Below are 17,059 nucleotides of genomic sequence, written 5' to 3' on the forward strand. Positions count from 1 at the left end.
CATTTATCTCGGCTTCTTGCCGAAAACCTTGATGTACTCGGCTTTGCCGCCCTTGGCCAAGGCCTTGGCTTGCTTGACCCAGTCGTCTCGCTCGATGCGGCCGCCGAACTTCATATAGCTGTCGACCCAGTCGCGCTCGGCCCTCTTCCACGCCGCAACCTGCGCGAACGTATAGATGCCAAGCTCGTGCAGGAGGATTTCGAACTTCGGACCGACGCCGGAGATCATCTTGAGATCATCGACAAGCGCAGGTCTTTCGATACCGGCAGGACGATCCTTGTCCTCCAGCGAAACAACCTTCACGGGAGTCTTGATCGTCTGCACGGAAGGCTTTTCGCCCAGCGAACCTTCGGCCAGGGGGGGATTCTTGATTGTCCACGCGGCAGGTGCTGCAGCAGCAGCTGGCTTCGAAGTCGCCTCTTCCGCTGCTTTGGTCGTCTTCACCTTGGATGGTGATCTGATCGCGGCATTGGTTACTTCATCATGCGTAACAGGTTTACCAGCATTTGACGGCGGCACACTTGCCTTGTCCGAATTGGCAGCTTTCGCACGCTTGGGTTTTTCATCGCCATTAAGCGAAGTCAGGCCAGTCTGCGGTGCAGAGAAAATACGCTTGATTTGCGGTCCGACTGGTATGGAATCGCCCTTCCCGGCATCGAACGCATCAATGATTTCCTCGAGCCGTTCGGGCGTCAGATCCTCGTAAGTATCCTTGAACACCATGATCATCGGGGCGTTGACGCAGGCGCCGAGGCATTCGACCTCTTCCCAGGACAGGGTGCCGGACTCGTTCAGCTGAAACTGGTCATGATGGATCTTGTGCTGGCAGACCTTTTTAAGATCTTCCGAGCCACGCAACATGCAGGGCGTCGTGCCACATACCTGGATATGAGCGCGGGTGCCCACTGGCTTCAACTGGAACTGCGTATAGAACGTCGCAACTTCGAGGACACGGATCAGGGGCATATCGAGCATGGTCGCAACATGTTCAATCGCCGCCTTGGTAACCCAGCCATCCTGTTCCTGCGCGCGCATCAACAGCGGAATTACTGCCGACTGTTCACGGCCTTTTGGATATTTCTTTATTGCAAGCTTTGCCCAAGCGCTGTTTTCGCGATTAAACGCGAACGCTGCTGGTTGGACGTTATCTTCTGCGAGACGGCGGACGGACATTAACGATCAACCTCACCAAATACGATATCGAGCGAGCCAAGGACGGCGGAAACGTCGGCTAGCATGTGGCCACGGCAAATGAAATCCATGGCCTGAAGATGGGCAAAACCCGGCGCGCGTAGTTTGACGCGATAAGGCTTGTTGGAACCATCCGAAACGATGAATACGCCGAACTCGCCCTTAGGCGCTTCGACAGCGGCATACACTTCGCCAGCAGGCACGTGATAGCCTTCTGTGTAGAGCTTGAAGTGATGGATCAATGATTCCATCGAGCGCTTCATTTCGCTGCGTTTTGGCGGCACGATCTTGGCGGAGGTATTGGAAACAGGCCCTACCCGCTCCTTGCCAAGCAGCTGCTCTACGCATTGGCGCATGATGCGAACGGACTGGCGCATCTCTTCCATGCGGATCAGATAGCGATCATAGCAATCGCCATTCTTGCCGATCGGAATGTCGAATTCCATTTCCGAGTAGCACTCATAGGGCTGCGACTTGCGCAAATCCCATGCGGCACCGGAACCGCGAACCATAACGCCAGAGAAGCCCCAGGCCCAGGCATCTTCCAGCTTCACGACACCGATATCGACGTTGCGCTGCTTGAAAATGCGGTTCGGCGTAATCAGATCGTCAAGATTCTTCACCGTTTGCAAGAATGGATCACACCATTTGCCGATATCTTCAATCAGCTGGTCCGGCAGATCCTGGTGAACGCCGCCTGGACGAAAATAAGCAGCGTGCATGCGAGCGCCACAAGCACGCTCGTAGAACACCATCAGCTTCTCACGCTCCTCGAAACCCCACAGCGGCGGTGTCAGCGCACCAACGTCCAGGGCCTGTGTCGTGACATTCAAAAGATGCGACAGGATGCGCCCGATTTCCGAAAACAGAACGCGGATAAGCTGGCCGCGCTTTGGCACTTCGATCTCGAGCAGGCGCTCGACTGCTAGCGCATAAGCGTGCTCCTGGTTCATCGGCGCGACATAATCGAGGCGATCAAGATAGGGCACTGCCTGCAGATAAGTCTTGGCTTCCATCAACTTTTCGGTGCCGCGATGGAGCAAGCCGATATGTGGATCAACACGCTCGACTACCTCACCATCCAGTTCAAGCACAAGCCGCAAAACGCCATGTGCGGCCGGATGTTGTGGGCCGAAATTGATGTTGAAGTTGCGGACGCTGTGTTCAGTCATGGGTAAATTCCCGGTGGGCGGCGTCAAATGTTATCGGCACGCTCAATTTGTCTTCGCCTTCTCATCGCCCGGGAGCACATAATCAGTGCCTTCCCACGGGGACTGGAAGTCAAAATTGCGAAACTCCTGCCTCAGTTCGACCGGTTCATAGACAACGCGTTTGACCTCGTCGTCGTAGCGAACCTCAACGAAGCCGGTAAGCGGAAAGTCTTTACGCAACGGATGACCTTCGAAACCATAATCTGTGAGGATACGGCGAAGGTCCGGGTGACCGGAGAACAATACGCCGTAAAGATCGTAGGTCTCACGCTCGTACCAGTCCGCACCCAGATAAACCGGCGTCGCCGATGGTACTGGCGTATCCTCGTCGGTCGCTACCTTGACACGTATGCGCAAGTTCTGACGCGGCGAAAGCAGATGGTAAACGACATCGAACCGCGCGGCGCGCGATGGATAGTCAACGCCACTGATGTCGATCAGCGAGATGAACTGGCACTGGGCATCATCACGCAGGAAAGTCAGTGTCGCGATGAGTTCGCTGACCTCGACCTCAACAGTCAGTTCGCCATAGGCAAGCTCGACTGATTTGAGGGAGAAACCCGCCTTGTCTTTGAGATAGTTGCCAAGTTCACTCAATGCTTCTTCAGCCATCGCCGTGTCCTATCGCTCTATCGTGCCGGTGCGGCGAATTTTCTTTTGCAACATTAACACGCCATACAGAAGCGCTTCTGCAGTAGGCGGGCAACCCGGCACGTAGATGTCGACGGGAACGACGCGATCGCAGCCCCGCACCACAGAATACGAATAGTGGTAATAGCCGCCGCCATTGGCGCAAGAACCCATCGAAATCACATAACGCGGCTCGGGCATCTGGTCATAGACCTTGCGCAAAGCCGGTGCCATCTTGTTGGTCAGCGTGCCGGCAACGATCATCACGTCCGATTGGCGCGGTGAAGCGCGCGGCGCAAAACCAAAACGCTCAGCATCATAGCGTGGCATGGAAGTATGCATCATTTCAACGGCGCAGCATGCGAGGCCGAAAGTCATCCACATCAGCGATCCGGTTCGCGCCCAAGTAACCAGTGCATCAGCCGAGGTGACGAGAAATCCCTTGTCAGCGAGCTCATTGTTGATCTCACCGAAGAAAGCATCATCGGAACCAACCGGCTTGCCGGTGTTCGGATCAAGAATACCCTTTGGTTGTGGTGCTACGAGGGTAGTGTTGCTGTCGGTCAATCCCATTCCAGCGCTCCCTTTTTCCACTCATAAATAAAGCCGATCGTCAGGACACCCAAGAAGGCCATCATCGACCAGAAACCGAACCAGCCAATCTTGCCGAAGGAGATTGCCCACGGGAACAGGAAGGCCACTTCCAGATCGAAGATAATGAACAGGATCGAAACGAGGTAAAAGCGTACGTCGAATTTCATACGAGCGTCGTCGAAGGCGTTAAAGCCGCACTCGTAGGCCGACAATTTCTCGGGGTCCGGTGCACTATATGCGACCAGAAAAGGCGCAACCAACAGTGCCAGACCGATTACCAGCGCTACCCCGATAAAGATAACGATGGGCAGGTAGGAACTTAACAACTCGTTCATGATCCGTCTTTTTCCGCCTTGTGAACTCAGGCTGACAAGAATGCCATGTTATGCACATGACTGCCACAAATACGCGACAGATCACACCATTCTTGAAGAGGGTGCGATAGGCCGAGGGTTAGCGCGTTAGCGCCATGCGCGCAAGTGCAACAAAAATCGTGACAACGTCCATATATTGACTGCATGGGCTACCTGATTTGTCTGCAAATTGCCAAAATATGGCGTTTTTTCCCATATTACGCTTCAAAATCGCGTCAATTTGCTCTTTAGAACGATATTAATCTGCAGCGACCATCAGGAGACCTGCAACACGAGCCTGTGACTGCGACATTCGGTCCTACAAACGATTTAGGTAGAGAATTGTGTGCCTTTCAGCGCCATCCGTTTTAGCTGAGCAAAGCCACCTCATTAGAGACCAGCGAGCGGCTCGAGGCTGAGCCTTTCCCGTTCGTCGGAGTCGAGCCTGGCTTGGCCCGCTCTGCGGTCAAGAACCCATGAGCCAACAGCAACCAGAACGGCAATCACGGCGAGCGCTGATCCAACGAAAGGCAGATTTTGGTACGACACGCCCCAGGTCAGCGCCGCCCCGCCAATCCATGCGCCAGATGCGTTGCCAACGTTGAACGCCCCTTGATTGAGTGTTGCCGCCAGATTTGGCGCCTCTTCAGCCGTCTCGACCACCCGCATTTGTAGCGGTGGAACGATGACGAACGTCAAGACACCCCAAACGAATACAACAACGATTGCAGCAACGGCGTTGCCGCTGACTTCGGCGAAAATTGCGTGGATGAACATGAGCGCGACGAGCGTGCCAATGACAGTCGGCATAAGCTTCCAATCGGCAAGTTTGCCACCAATGATGTTGCCAACCGTCATACCTGCGCCAAAGAGCAAGAGCACCCACGTGACCGCAGATGTCGAAATGCCCGAAACATCAGTCAGGATCGGCTTTATATAGGTGAACACGGCAAAGAGGCCGGCGGATGCCAATGCCGAGATAAGCATGGCTAGCCAGACCTGCAATTTCCCAAGCACCTTGATTTCACTTATGAAGCCCCCACCCTTCTGTTCTTCCTTGGTTGCAGGGACAAGCAAAACGATAGCTACTACAGCAGCAATACCGATCGCCACCACCGCGTAGAAGGTTGCGCGCCAACCATAAATTTCCCCGAGCGCAGTTCCTGCCGGCACGCCGAGGATATTGGCAAGCGTCAAGCCTGCAAACATCAATGCGATAGCGCTGGCCCGCTTATGGCGAGGGACAAGATTTGCAGCCACCACTGAGCCAATTCCGAAGAACGCACCATGGCCGAACGCGGTTACCACTCGCGCAATCATGAGCATCCAGTAATTGGGCGCAATCGCACAGAAGAGATTGCCAACGACAAACAGCATCGCCAATCCGATCAGCACTGATTTACGCGGCAGCGCTGCCGTGGCGATCGCTATGATCGGGGCCCCGATGACAACGCCGAGCGCGTATCCGGTAACCAGCAGGCCCGCACTTGGAATGGACACACCGAGATCGGCCGCTACTTCCGGTAGCAAGCCCATGATCACGAACTCGGTTGTACCGATACAGAATGAGGCTATGGCAAGGGCTAGAATCGGTAGGGGCATGAGGCGACCGCGCATCTGGAGAAAGAACGATGCTGCATACAGTTGAAATGTTTCACAAATGATTTTTGTGCAATGCAGCAATGCATTTGCGCGGGTTCTAGCTACTCGGATATGGAACGCGTTTTAGTTTTGATCTTAGCAAAATCCTCATTCTTCAGATGGACACTCATGTTAATCTAACAGTTAGGTGCTCCATGACCCGTTACTTGCTACCATGCCTAGTGTCGTTTTGCCTGACGTATGTGCTGCTTTATCTCGTGAGCACATACGGCAATTCTCTGTCCGGCAAAAACGGCAAGAGGTGAACCATTATGGGCGCAAAAGCGCCGCGATCTTATGGCTTTGATCCGCAATATTCCATGAGAGCGCGCTTATTCTGTAACTCTGCATTCATGATGCTTTCAAAAGCGCGGATGTGCCGATCAACTACCCTCTGCGGTAGCGATGTCTCTTCGAGCGATTGCCGATAGCTGCTATATACCAGACTCTTCGGAAACAGATGATCGCCACACATTTCGTACGAAGCACGAGCCAGGGCAGCATAAGCAATATAGTCGGCATTCCTACGCGTGATGCCGTCTGCAACCATCTCCCGGATGTGAACTTCGAACTTCTCCTTAAACAGGATTTCAGCGTAGCTTCCAGCGTGAGCACCGCCTGATAGGGCGATGAACACGCCAATTCCAAACATCGCATGTCGTACTCTGATAGTTGTTGCCATTGATCGCTCCCTTCCAGTCAGGCCGAGCTCGCAAGTGCGTCTGCCACATATAATATCACTGCATGGCCATTACATGGAAAAAACCATCATCGGCGGAGAGACTACCAGCAAGCTCGGAGCTTCTTTGGCCATCTTCTATTTGACCGCACTTGTAGCCCTCATGCCTCGGGAGATGTATCAGGTCCTGGGTCGCCGCCAGCTGCTGCTACGGCCAGTCTGCGCAAATAGTGGTTCCAGCCCTTTTCGTGGCTGTCCCGTTCCTTCTCATCTGGCAGTCCGCCATGGGTGAAGCGCACCAGCGTTCCCCCATCCTTCTCGATGAGGTCGATCTCAATAAGGCCTGATCCCGGCGGCACATTCTCGTGGTCCTCCCAGCCGAAGCTGTAGGCCAGACGGTGGACTGGTATCACTTCCGTGAAATGCCCGCGAGCAGTGTGAGTATCGTTCATGCTGAGGAGATAAATGCCGCCCGGATGCGGCTCGACCGTCGCCTTGGTGCCCATCCAGCGCAATATCTTGTCGGGATCGGTGAGGAAGGCGAAGACTGTTGCTTGGGGGGCTGCGATCTCAATCTCACTGTGAAACGTCTCGGTCATCGGTGCTTCCTCCCGGTGCGGCTCGATGTCATTACAGCTTTGGCGCAATGTAAGCCAATCGAGATTTCGCGCAAGAAACAAAAGCTCGTGACAGGTGCCTGACATTGGCTGCATGATGACACTATGCAGCTGCCGTCCGCTCTTTCCTTTCTGGTTGACAAAGCGATTGATGCGCCAGACGGCGACGCATTTCTGACTGCGCTCGCCACACGACTCGTCGCCGACGGTATGCCACTGTCCGGCGGTGCGCTCACCCAAGCCGCGACGCACCCGGTCATCGAGCGGCGCACATGGCTGTGGCGCGCCGACACAGGAAGCGTGATAGAGGCACTGGCTTTGGCTAGGCCTCTCGATCTCGAGCATACCCATGTCGCTCGCAACTGGCTGGCCAGCATTGGCACCGGTGCCGTGCAGGAGGATTTCGCCGGCGGCCCCTCTGACGGCGCCGTGCTTGCCTGGACCGGCACTCGGCCATTCAGCGTTTCCGAATCGGAGTTGTTGCGCCAGGTTGCGCGCTTTGCCGCTGCACCGCTTGCCTTACTGGCCGCGCGTTCGACGCTAGCCGCCCTGCTGACGACTTACCTTGGCCGGCGCAGCGCGGCACAGGTTCTGGCCGGCCGTCTGCGGCGCGAGCCCGGTGAAACCATACGGGCAGCCCTGCTTTTTGCCGACCTTCGCGGCTTCACCGAGTTGTCGGAGTCGACCGAGCCGCAGGAGGTAATAGCCGCCCTCGACGCCTGGTTCGACCGCATCGCCGGCGCCGTCCATGCCTTCGGCGGCGAAGTACTAAAATTTATTGGCGACGGCGTGCTGGCGATCTTCCCGATCGGAGAGCGCGACGCTCCTGCTGCATGCGATGCGGCATTGCGCGCAGTCGCCGCTGCCCGCGCCGGGATGGATCACCTCCAATGGACCCGCGCTGCACAAGGCGCGCCGCCTCTGTCGTTCGGTATGGCGTTGCATCTCGGCGAGATGCTTTGGGGCAATATTGGCACTGCCGACCGGCTGGACTTCACAGCAATCGGCCCCGCGGTGAACCTGGTGAGCCGACTGGAGGGCCTGTGTCGGCCGCTCGGCCGCACAGTATTGCTCTCCGGAACCTTTGCAGCGGAAACGACGCAGTCGCTGATCCCGCTCGGCGAGCACAGGCTGCGCGGCATCGCTGCCCCGTGCGCGGTGTTTGCGCTGCGATAGTCAGCGGTCCCCAAAGGGAATTATCTACTTGAAATCACTGAGGGAAAAGTGGCGCGAGTGACGGGGCTCGAACCCGCGACCTCCGGCGTGACAGGCCGGCACTCTAACCAACTGAGCTACACCCGCGCACTTTCGTACCGTACTATTTGTACGGCGTGAGCGGTCGTTTAAGGGGTTCGCGGGGGTGTGTCAAGCACAACTGGAGATGAAAGATGCGATTGTGAAAAACTCATCCGACAAATCATAAAAGTGTCGCATCCCCTCTTGCCAATATCAGCGGAAACGCATAAACGCTCCGGAACGCACCCTTTGCGAAGGGCGATTAGCTCAGTTGGTAGAGCGCTTCGTTTACACCGAAGATGTCGGGAGTTCGAGTCTCTCATCGCCCACCATTCCCTCATCAGCATTCATTGACATCCGACGCGCAGGCTCGCCACCATAGGCATTGTGCCGTGTGCGCGCGTCATCGGATCGCCTCATTGCTTACGAATCAAAAAGGCCGGGCAATTTCTTGCCCGGCCTTTTCCTTCAACGCTGCTCAATGAGCGATCTGAGCGCCCGCTTCATCCTCGACGACCGAAGATGGCACGTGGGCCGGTTCGGTCCATTCGATTGGCTCCGGCTGGCGCACCAGTGCGTGCTTGAGCACTTCATTGGCGTGGCTGACTGGAATGATCTCAAGGCCGTTCTTCACATTGTCCGGAATCTCCACCAGATCCTTGGCGTTTTCTTCCGGGATCAGAACCGTCTTGATGCCACCGCGCAGTGCGGCGAGCAGCTTCTCCTTCAGCCCACCGATGGGCAGGACCCTACCCCGCAGCGTGATCTCGCCGGTCATGGCGATATCCTTGCGGACCGGAATGCCCGTCAGTATCGAGACGATGGCCGTGACCATCGCAACGCCGGCTGATGGACCATCCTTGGGCGTCGCACCTTCCGGCACGTGCACGTGGATGTCGCGACGATCGAACAGTGGCGGCTCGACGCCGAAATCGATGGCACGCGAGCGGACATAGGATGCCGCTGCCGAGATCGATTCCTTCATCACGTCGCGCAGATTGCCTGTTACCGTCATGCGACCCTTACCGGGCATCATGACGCCTTCAATGGTCAGCAACTCGCCGCCCACTTCGGTCCAGGCGAGGCCGGTGACCACACCAACCTGGTCTTCGCCATCGATCTGTCCAAATCGGAATTTCTCAACCCCGAGATATTCATCGATGTTTGCATCCGTGACCTTCACCGACTTCTTCTGAGTCTTCATGATTTCGGTGACGGCCTTGCGAGCCAGCTTCATCAACTCGCGCTCAAGGTTACGAACACCGGCCTCTCGCGTATAATTGCGAATGATGGCGCGGATAGCGTCCTCGGAGACAGAGAACTCCTTCGGCTGCAATGCATGATCGCGGATGGCCTTTGGCAACAGGTGCCGTTTGGCGATTTCCAGCTTCTCATCTTCCGTGTAACCGGCAATACGGATGATCTCCATGCGGTCCATCAAGGGACTTGGGATATTCAGCGTATTAGCTGTCGTCACGAACATCACATTCGAGAGGTCATACTCGACCTCGAGATAGTGATCCATGAACGTGGAGTTCTGTTCTGGATCGAGCACCTCCAGCAGAGCTGATGATGGATCGCCGCGGAAGTCCTGGCCCATCTTGTCGATCTCATCGAGCAGGAAGAGCGGATTTGACTTCTTCGCCTTCTTCATCGACTGAATGACCTTGCCGGGCATCGAACCGATATAGGTGCGGCGATGACCGCGGATCTCGGCTTCGTCACGCACGCCGCCAAGCGACATGCGAATGTATTCGCGGCCGGTAGCCTTGGCGATCGAACGGGCGAGCGAAGTCTTGCCGACGCCGGGAGGACCAACGAGGCAGAGGATTGGACCCTTGATCTTGGTCGAACGAGCCTGCACCGCCAGATATTCGACAATGCGATCCTTGACCTTGTCCAGGCCGTAGTGCTCGGTATCTAGAACTTCGTCAGCGAGGTTCAGATCGTTCTTGATCTTCGACTTTTTGCCCCACGGAATGGACAGCAGCCAGTCGAGATAGTTGCGAACGACGGTCGCCTCGGCGGACATCGGGCTCATCTGACGCAGCTTCTTCAGCTCCGCATTGGCCTTTTCGCGGGCTTCCTTCGACAGTTTCGTCTTTTTGATGCGGTCTTCCAGTTCGGCGGACTCGTCGCGGCCATCTTCGCCATCGCCAAGTTCCTTCTGGATCGCCTTCATCTGTTCATTCAGATAATATTCGCGCTGCGTCTTTTCCATCTGGCGCTTGACGCGCGAGCGGATACGCTTTTCGACCTGAAGAACGGAGATTTCCGATTCCATGAAGGACATGGCCTTCTCCAACCGCGCACGCACGGAAAGGATGGACAACATATCCTGCTTTTCAGGAATCTTGATCGCAAGATGCGACGCGACTGTATCGGCCAGCTTCGAATAATCCTCGATCTGTCCGGCGGCGCCAACAACTTCAGGCGAAATCTTCTTGTTCAGTTTTACGTAATTTTCAAAATCCGACACGACCGAGCGAGCAAGAGCCTCGATCTCGACCGGATCTTCTTCCGGTTCTGTGAGCGTCACGGCAGAGGCTTCGTGATAATCTTCGCGCTCGCTGAAACTGGTGATCTCAGCGCGGGCAATACCTTCAACCAGCACCTTGACCGTACCGTCTGGCAATTTCAGCAATTGCAGGACGTTGGCAATAGTGCCGACCGTATAGATCGCGTCAGCCTGCGGATCGTCATCCGCAGCGTTCTTCTGTGTGGCAAGCAGGATTTGCTTGTCGACGCCCATAACTTCCTCAAGCGCGCGAATGGATTTTTCGCGGCCAACGAAGAGTGGAACGATCATGTGGGGGAAGACAACAATATCGCGCAACGGCAGAACGGCATAAAGCCCGTTCTCGCCACCCGCCGGTGTCTTCTTGCTTGCAACCGTCATTTTATGTCCTTTCTCAGGCCATTCGGCCAGATCGCCACGTCCGGGTACCCTTTAAGCTGCATGGCCAAATCCAAAATCGAGATCCACTTTGGCGGCTCATGCATTGAGCGGCGTACTACCGTTTATGCAGCTTAACACTTACTTGGAGTGGAGGCCCGCTTGTTTCAAGCACCCACGCTCCAGGCTTATTCACAGAATCGTAATCTATCCTGCGCTCACGACAGTCCGAGCGCAATCGCTCGCAAGGCCATGCACAGAATTCGACCCAAATACAAAACAGAAAAGCTCCGCGAGACGCGGAGCCTTGCCGTTAGACTGCTCTATTTCCGATAGCTTACGCGGAAACATTGCCTTTTTCTTCCTTGCGCTCGGCATAGATATACAGAGGCCTTGAGTTGCCTTCGACGACGTCACCGGAGATCACCACTTCCTGGACGCCATCAAGCGTTGGCAACTCATACATCGTGTCGAGAAGAATCTTCTCCATGATCGATCGCAGACCACGCGCACCGGTCTTTCGAGCAATCGCGCGCTTGGCAATAGCCTTCAACGCATCCTCATGGAACGTCAACTCGACGTTTTCCATGTCGAACAGGCGCTGATACTGCTTGACCAGAGCGTTCTTCGGTTCGGACAGAATCTGCACCAGCGCGACCTCATCGAGATCCTCGAGTGTCGCGATAACGGGCAGACGACCAACGAATTCGGGGATAAGACCGAATTTCAGCAGATCTTCCGGCTCGAGTTCGCGGAAAATAGCGCCGACACGACGATCGTCCGGGGCCTTGACCGCAGCACTGAAGCCGATGGACGTCTTTTCACCACGGGCCGAGATGATCTTGTCGAGACCGGCGAAAGCGCCACCGCAGATGAACAGGATGTTGGTCGTGTCCACCTGCAGGAACTCCTGCTGTGGATGCTTGCGGCCACCTTGTGGCGGCACGGAAGCAACGGTGCCTTCCATGATCTTCAACAGCGCTTGCTGAACGCCCTCGCCCGACACGTCGCGTGTAATGGACGGGTTGTCCGATTTACGGCTGATCTTGTCGACTTCGTCGATGTAGACGATGCCGCGCTGCGCCCGCTCAACATTGTAGTCAGCCGACTGAAGCAGTTTCAGAATGATGTTCTCGACATCCTCGCCGACATAACCGGCTTCCGTCAGCGTTGTCGCGTCTGCCATCGTAAACGGCACGTCGATGATGCGGGCAAGCGATTGTGCCAGATAGGTCTTGCCGCAACCGGTCGGCCCAACGAGAAGGATGTTGGACTTCGCCAGTTCGACTTCATTGTTTTTCGATGCGTGGGCCAACCGTTTGTAGTGGTTGTGCACCGCGACGGAGAGAACACGCTTGGCATGGTTCTGACCGATGACATAATCATCGAGAACAGCCATGATTTCCTGCGGCGTCGGGACGCCTTCACGGGATTTCACCATCGAGGATTTGTTTTCCTCGCGGATGATGTCCATGCACAATTCGACGCATTCATCGCAGATGAAGACAGTCGGGCCCGCAATCAACTTGCGAACTTCATGCTGGCTCTTCCCGCAAAACGAGCAATAAAGCGTATTCTTTGAATCGCCGCCGCCGTTGCTGACTTTGCTCATTGCAGTTTCCTTTCAGTATCGGTCCCGCTCTCCCGGGTCCGCCACTTCCTCCAGGTGGAAGTGAATAGTCATTCGTAGAATAGGCTTCTCTAACTCACCAATGGCTTAACGTAACGTCTGCTCCGCTCTATGCAAGCTGCATGTGTGGCAGAAAGTCCGCATCGGGGTCAAAAAAACTTCATTTTTGACCCCGATGGGCGATTTAGCCGGTTACTTAGTGTCACCTTCGAGCACAGCGCGCGATTCAAGCACCTTGTCGATCAGGCCGAACTCGAGTGATTCCTGCGCAGTCATGAAATGATCGCGATCGAGGGTACGTTCAATCGACTCGTAGTCGCGGCCGGTATGCTTGACATAAATCTCATTCAAGCGGCGCTTCATTTTGATGATATCCTGGGCATGACGCTCAATATCTGACGCCTGTCCCTGGAAGCCACCTGACGGCTGGTGCAGCATGATGCGAGCGTTGGGAAGGACGAAACGCATGTCCTTCTCGCCAGCGGTAAGAAGCAGCGATCCCATGGATGCAGCCTGGCCGAAACACAGCGTCGACACGGCTGGGCGGATAAACTGCATCGTATCGTAGATCGCCATGCCGGAGGTGACGACACCGCCCGGCGAGTTGATATACATGTTGATTTCTTTTTTCGGATTCTCCGATTCAAGGAAAAGCAGCTGCGCGCAGACAAGCGTCGCCATGCCGTCCTCGATCGGCCCGGTTATAAAAATGATGCGTTCTTTCAGCAGGCGCGAAAATATATCATAGGCCCGCTCGCCCCGATTGGTCTGTTCGACGACCATTGGCACGAGATTCATAGCTGTTTCGATTGGGTCTCTCATCGGTGGGCCTCAGCGTTTTGGAGAATAAGGGGCTTAACCACCCCAGATTCGTGGAAGACTAACCGATACATAGGGCGTCGCCACCCGGTTTCGCAAGATGTTCAACACATGAACCTTGTCTGACCAAACTTCCGAACGTAACATGGCGTTTTTAGGCGTATGTTTCGGAGGTATATTTTGTTCATTTTCAATTGCAGAAAGTTTGGATTGTCAGTTCTGGTCTGTATAACGCTGAGTAGCTCATTGACGAATGCTAGCGCCCAGACCTCCACGTGCGGCAACCGGCAAGCAATCAATTCCCTGGATGAAATGTGGTCCGCACTTTACGCCTGTTGGCAGCCACCGGCTGACAGCAACGGGATGGCGATAACGTTGCGATTTTCTCTGCGCCGTGACGGGACTCTGATCGGTAAACCTGTGGCGACCTATTCGAATTTGTCAGGCGATGATTTCAAGAAAAGAGTTTTTGTTGCGTCAGTTATCGAGGCGTTGGACAAAGTCGTTCCTCTGCCACTAACCGATAGTATGGGAGGGGCGATTGCTGGACGACCTTTGGCGCTTTTATTCACGTCCGCGAGCGAAAGCTGACGCTTAGCTTATAACCTGATCACATATTCTTTGCGCGTCGTCTCGAGCACTTCCCAAGTTCCGCGGAACCCCGGACGCAGCACGAAACTGTCGCCGGCCTCGACACGCCACTCGCCACCATCCTCTTCGGTGATAATCGAACGACCGGAAAGGATGTGGCAGAACTCCCATTCGTCATAGGCGATGCGCCATTTGCCGGGTGTAGCTTCCCATATCCCCGCATAGATATTGCCTTCGGCTTCCTCGCAATTCCATGTGCGGAACTGGGGATCGCCAGAAATGACGCGCTCTGGATTCGGCGCGCCATGCTCGGGGTCGATATTGCCAAAATCTATTTTAACAAAACTTTTCATGGTGTTACCCTGCCTTTGCCAGCGCTTGTTCAAGATCGGCGATGACGTCCGCAACGTTCTCGATGCCGATCGAAAGCCGTACCACATTGGGACCGGCGCCTGCCGCGATCTTCTGATCGTCGCTGAGTTGCCGGTGCGTCGTCGACGCAGGGTGAATGACAAGCGATCTCGTATCGCCGATATTGGCGAGGTGCGAAAAGAGCTCCAGATGCTCGACGAGTTTGACGCCGGCGTCATACCCACCCTTCAAACCGAAGGTGAAAACCGAGCCCGCTCCCCTCGGAGAATACTTCTGCTGCAGTTCATTATAGGGATCGTCGGCCAATCCTGCATAGCTGACCCAACCCACTTTCTCATTTTGTTTCAACCACTTGGCGACTTCAAGCGCGTTGTCGCAATGGCGCTGCATGCGCAACGGCAAGGTTTCGATGCCGGTCAGAAGCTGGAAGGCATTGAACGGCGAGAGCGCTGGTCCGAGATCACGCAGACCGAGCACGCGGCAGGCGATGGCAAAGGCGAAATTGCCGAAGGTTTCGTGCAATACCACCCCATTATATTCGGGACGCGGCTGCGACAGCAGCGGGTAGTTTCCGGATTTCGACCAGTCGAAAGTTCCGCAATCGACGATGATGCCACCCATGGAATTGCCATGGCCGCCGAGAAACTTCGTTGCAGAATGTACAATGATATCAGCACCATAGTCTATCGGGCGGATCAGATATGGTGACGCCAGCGTGTTGTCGACGATCAGCGGAAGGCCATGCCGATGGGCGATTTTTGCGATGGCTTCGATGTCGGTGATGATGCCGCCGGGGTTGGCGATGCTCTCGACGAAGATAGCGCGCGTCCGGCCATCGATCTGCGCCTCGAATGCCGCGGGATCAGTCCCATCTGCCCAGCGCACCTGCCAGTCGAAGGATTTGAACGACTGGCCGAATTGGTTGATGGACCCGCCGTAAAGCTTGTCCGACGAGACAAAGTTATCCCCAGGCTGCATCAATGTGTGGAATATCAGAAATTGTGCCGCGTGACCGGATGCAACCGCCAGTGCGGCCGTTCCACCTTCAAGTGCCGCGACACGTTCTTCCAGTACCGCATTGGTTGGATTGGTGATTCGGCTGTAGATATTGCCGAACGCCTTCAGGCCAAACAGGGACGCCGCATGCTCTGCGTCATCGAAGACGAACGCCGTCGTTTGATAGATCGGCGTCACCCGCGCGCCCGTTTCAGGGTCGGGCCTGGCGCCGGCGTGGACCGCCAATGTTTCGATTCCGGGGGCCCGATGCGCCATGTTTGTCCTCCTGTTGCCAACCTTCCTACAAGGCTATGGGATTGCGACGCTGGGGCCAAGTGCGCATTTTCGCAACCAAGGACAATCTAATTACAGCCGGCGATTGAGATTCCTGTGCCATTTTCGGGGTTCTTGCATAGGAATCGTCACTTCTTGCATGAGAATCGCCTAAAAGCGTTTAACTCGTGCACCGGAACGGCACCCGGGCATTTCATTTTCAGCGCTCGACGAAAATGAATCTGCGCGGGCGGGAAAATCCCGTCCTAGACGCGCATGCCAAGCCGGGGAATTTCGATGGCCGGGCACCGGTTCATGACCACCTGGATCCCGGCTGCTTCCGCCTTGCGCGCGGCAGCTTCATCCCAAACACCGAGCTGAGTCCAGATCACGCGCGGCGGCGGTATGAGTGCAAGCGCCTCATCGACCACACCCGGAACGGCAGACGAGTTGCGGAAGACATCCACCATATCGATCGGCTCAGGAATGTCGGCGAGCCGTGCATAGACCCGTTGGCCAAGAATGGTCTTTCCCGCCTGCCCCGGATTGACGGGTATGACGTGATATCCTTGGCCGAGAAGAAATCTCATCACAGAAAAACTCGGCCGCGTTTCATTGGGCGAAGCGCCGGTCAAAGCGATGGTTTTGACCGAAGACAATATCTCGCGAATATAGTCGTCGGAATAGTGGTCATGTTCCTGCATCAGCACGCATATCCTGTTCTGCGTTTATCCGGGCGGCGCCGCCCAAAGTTCATAGAATGGTTTCAGCGTGCGCAAATGCTTCTGGACAATCGCCATGTTCTCCGGCGTCGGTTTTGCATTTTCGACCTTGGCAAGCCCGGTTTTCAATCCCGCGATCATATCGGACTTTTCCTGATCGGAAAGATTTGGCATGGCGGGAATTGCGGCGATCGCTTTATCCACTTCGGCGCGCGGATCGGGGTTGGTCACCCAATGATAGGTCACCATGATCGTATTGGTTGTATCTACCCAGTCCGAGAAGCTCGCAAAACCATATTCCGCTGCTTTCACATCGAGGATCGCCGTTCGTTCCGCGGTCTCCCCTCTGCCATCCACTTCACGTGCTGTCGCAGCCACGGGCGCAAACCCGAAAAGGAAACGTTTGATCGTATCCTCCGTCAGAGACACCGGTCGCTCCGGCAGACTGAATGTCTCAACAGCTTGTATCGGGGTTGTTGTCCTCTGTGTCGCGATAGTCCCCGCATAGGCAAGCGCGAAAACGCAGCATGCTGCGACCAATCCAGGCGGTTTCATAACGTCCTCCGTCTTGAAAAGACGATGCAGAAATAGGAGCGTCAAGAATAACA

The 17,059-nt window shown here is 55.5% G+C and carries 17 protein-coding genes and 2 tRNA genes; 3 read left to right on the top strand and 16 right to left on the bottom strand.

Going from position 1 to position 17,059, the window contains the following annotated elements:
• Positions 1 to 3 precede the first annotated feature (3 nt).
• From FHS21_RS01290 to FHS21_RS01325, 8 genes are all read right to left on the bottom strand, one after another.
• The gene (locus FHS21_RS01290) at positions 4 to 1,173 is read right to left on the bottom strand and encodes an NADH-quinone oxidoreductase subunit E (protein ID WP_112530891.1); all 1,170 of its coding nucleotides are present in this window, start codon (positions 1,171 to 1,173) and stop codon (positions 4 to 6) included.
• Complete coding sequence (locus FHS21_RS01295; protein WP_112530890.1) at positions 1,173 to 2,363, bottom strand: NADH-quinone oxidoreductase subunit D; 1,191 nt, start codon at positions 2,361 to 2,363, stop codon at positions 1,173 to 1,175. The genes FHS21_RS01290 and FHS21_RS01295 overlap by 1 nt, the downstream gene beginning before the upstream one ends.
• Positions 2,364 to 2,405: 42 nt before the next feature.
• On the bottom strand, positions 2,406 to 3,014 hold the full coding sequence (locus FHS21_RS01300; RefSeq protein ID WP_112530889.1) for an NADH-quinone oxidoreductase subunit C: 609 nt from the start codon (positions 3,012 to 3,014) through the stop codon (positions 2,406 to 2,408).
• A 9-nt stretch (positions 3,015 to 3,023) separates the two neighbouring features.
• Positions 3,024 to 3,605, bottom strand: coding sequence for a NuoB/complex I 20 kDa subunit family protein (locus FHS21_RS01305; protein WP_112530888.1), 582 nt, complete (start codon positions 3,603 to 3,605; stop codon positions 3,024 to 3,026).
• On the bottom strand, positions 3,596 to 3,961 hold the full coding sequence (locus tag FHS21_RS01310; protein WP_112530887.1) for an NADH-quinone oxidoreductase subunit A: 366 nt from the start codon (positions 3,959 to 3,961) through the stop codon (positions 3,596 to 3,598). The genes FHS21_RS01305 and FHS21_RS01310 overlap by 10 nt, the downstream gene beginning before the upstream one ends.
• Positions 3,962 to 4,369: 408 nt before the next feature.
• A complete protein-coding gene (locus tag FHS21_RS01315) occupies positions 4,370 to 5,581 on the bottom strand; it encodes an MFS transporter (protein ID WP_112551359.1) in 1,212 nt (403 codons plus the stop codon).
• Positions 5,582 to 5,915: 334 nt separating this feature from the next.
• On the bottom strand, positions 5,916 to 6,302 hold the full coding sequence (locus tag FHS21_RS01320) for a hypothetical protein (protein ID WP_112530886.1): 387 nt from the start codon (positions 6,300 to 6,302) through the stop codon (positions 5,916 to 5,918).
• A gap of 158 nt (positions 6,303 to 6,460) precedes the next feature.
• Entirely contained in the window at positions 6,461 to 6,898 is a 438-nt protein-coding gene (locus FHS21_RS01325; protein ID WP_112530974.1) for an SRPBCC family protein, read from the bottom strand.
• Between the two features lie 123 nt (positions 6,899 to 7,021).
• Between FHS21_RS01325 and FHS21_RS01330 the strand changes: the two genes are divergently transcribed.
• Entirely contained in the window at positions 7,022 to 8,092 is a 1,071-nt protein-coding gene (locus tag FHS21_RS01330) for an adenylate/guanylate cyclase domain-containing protein (protein ID WP_112530885.1), read from the top strand.
• A gap of 49 nt (positions 8,093 to 8,141) precedes the next feature.
• Here the strand turns inward: FHS21_RS01330 and FHS21_RS01335 are convergent.
• Positions 8,142 to 8,218 (bottom strand) — tRNA-Asp (locus tag FHS21_RS01335).
• A gap of 190 nt (positions 8,219 to 8,408) precedes the next feature.
• On the opposite strand from FHS21_RS01335, the gene FHS21_RS01340 reads away from it, so the two are divergent.
• Positions 8,409 to 8,484 (top strand) — tRNA-Val (locus tag FHS21_RS01340).
• A 146-nt stretch (positions 8,485 to 8,630) separates the two neighbouring features.
• On the opposite strand, the gene lon is transcribed toward FHS21_RS01340, so the two are convergent.
• The 3 genes from lon to FHS21_RS01355 all read right to left on the bottom strand — a co-directional run bounded on the left by lon (position 8,631) and on the right by FHS21_RS01355 (position 13,500).
• Positions 8,631 to 11,051, bottom strand: coding sequence for an endopeptidase La (lon, locus tag FHS21_RS01345; RefSeq protein ID WP_112530884.1), 2,421 nt, complete (start codon positions 11,049 to 11,051; stop codon positions 8,631 to 8,633).
• Positions 11,052 to 11,385: 334 nt separating this feature from the next.
• Positions 11,386 to 12,660, bottom strand: a complete 1,275-nt coding sequence (gene clpX, locus FHS21_RS01350; protein WP_008120789.1) for an ATP-dependent Clp protease ATP-binding subunit ClpX — start codon at positions 12,658 to 12,660, stop codon at positions 11,386 to 11,388.
• A 210-nt stretch (positions 12,661 to 12,870) separates the two neighbouring features.
• The gene (locus tag FHS21_RS01355; protein ID WP_112530883.1) at positions 12,871 to 13,500 is read right to left on the bottom strand and encodes an ATP-dependent Clp protease proteolytic subunit; all 630 of its coding nucleotides are present in this window, start codon (positions 13,498 to 13,500) and stop codon (positions 12,871 to 12,873) included.
• 159 nt (positions 13,501 to 13,659) lie between these two features.
• Between FHS21_RS01355 and FHS21_RS31805 the strand changes: the two genes are divergently transcribed.
• A complete protein-coding gene (locus FHS21_RS31805) occupies positions 13,660 to 14,088 on the top strand; it encodes a UCP034077 family protein (RefSeq protein ID WP_512699162.1) in 429 nt (142 codons plus the stop codon).
• Positions 14,089 to 14,096: 8 nt separating this feature from the next.
• On the opposite strand, the gene FHS21_RS01360 is transcribed toward FHS21_RS31805, so the two are convergent.
• From FHS21_RS01360 to FHS21_RS01375, 4 genes are all read right to left on the bottom strand, one after another.
• The gene (locus FHS21_RS01360) at positions 14,097 to 14,441 is read right to left on the bottom strand and encodes a cupin domain-containing protein (protein WP_112530881.1); all 345 of its coding nucleotides are present in this window, start codon (positions 14,439 to 14,441) and stop codon (positions 14,097 to 14,099) included.
• A 4-nt stretch (positions 14,442 to 14,445) separates the two neighbouring features.
• On the bottom strand, positions 14,446 to 15,732 hold the full coding sequence (locus FHS21_RS01365) for an O-acetylhomoserine aminocarboxypropyltransferase (protein ID WP_112530880.1): 1,287 nt from the start codon (positions 15,730 to 15,732) through the stop codon (positions 14,446 to 14,448).
• 263 nt (positions 15,733 to 15,995) lie between these two features.
• Positions 15,996 to 16,433 (bottom strand): CoA-binding protein, encoded by a 438-nt coding sequence (locus tag FHS21_RS01370; protein ID WP_112551333.1) that lies wholly within the window; start codon positions 16,431 to 16,433, stop codon positions 15,996 to 15,998.
• 24 nt (positions 16,434 to 16,457) lie between these two features.
• Positions 16,458 to 17,006, bottom strand: a complete 549-nt coding sequence (locus FHS21_RS01375) for a hypothetical protein (RefSeq protein WP_112530878.1) — start codon at positions 17,004 to 17,006, stop codon at positions 16,458 to 16,460.
• Between the last annotated feature and the right edge of the window lie 53 nt (positions 17,007 to 17,059).

Origin of the sequence: Phyllobacterium trifolii (assembly GCF_014192095.1) — a bacterium.
GTDB lineage: Bacteria > Pseudomonadota > Alphaproteobacteria > Rhizobiales > Rhizobiaceae > Phyllobacterium > Phyllobacterium trifolii.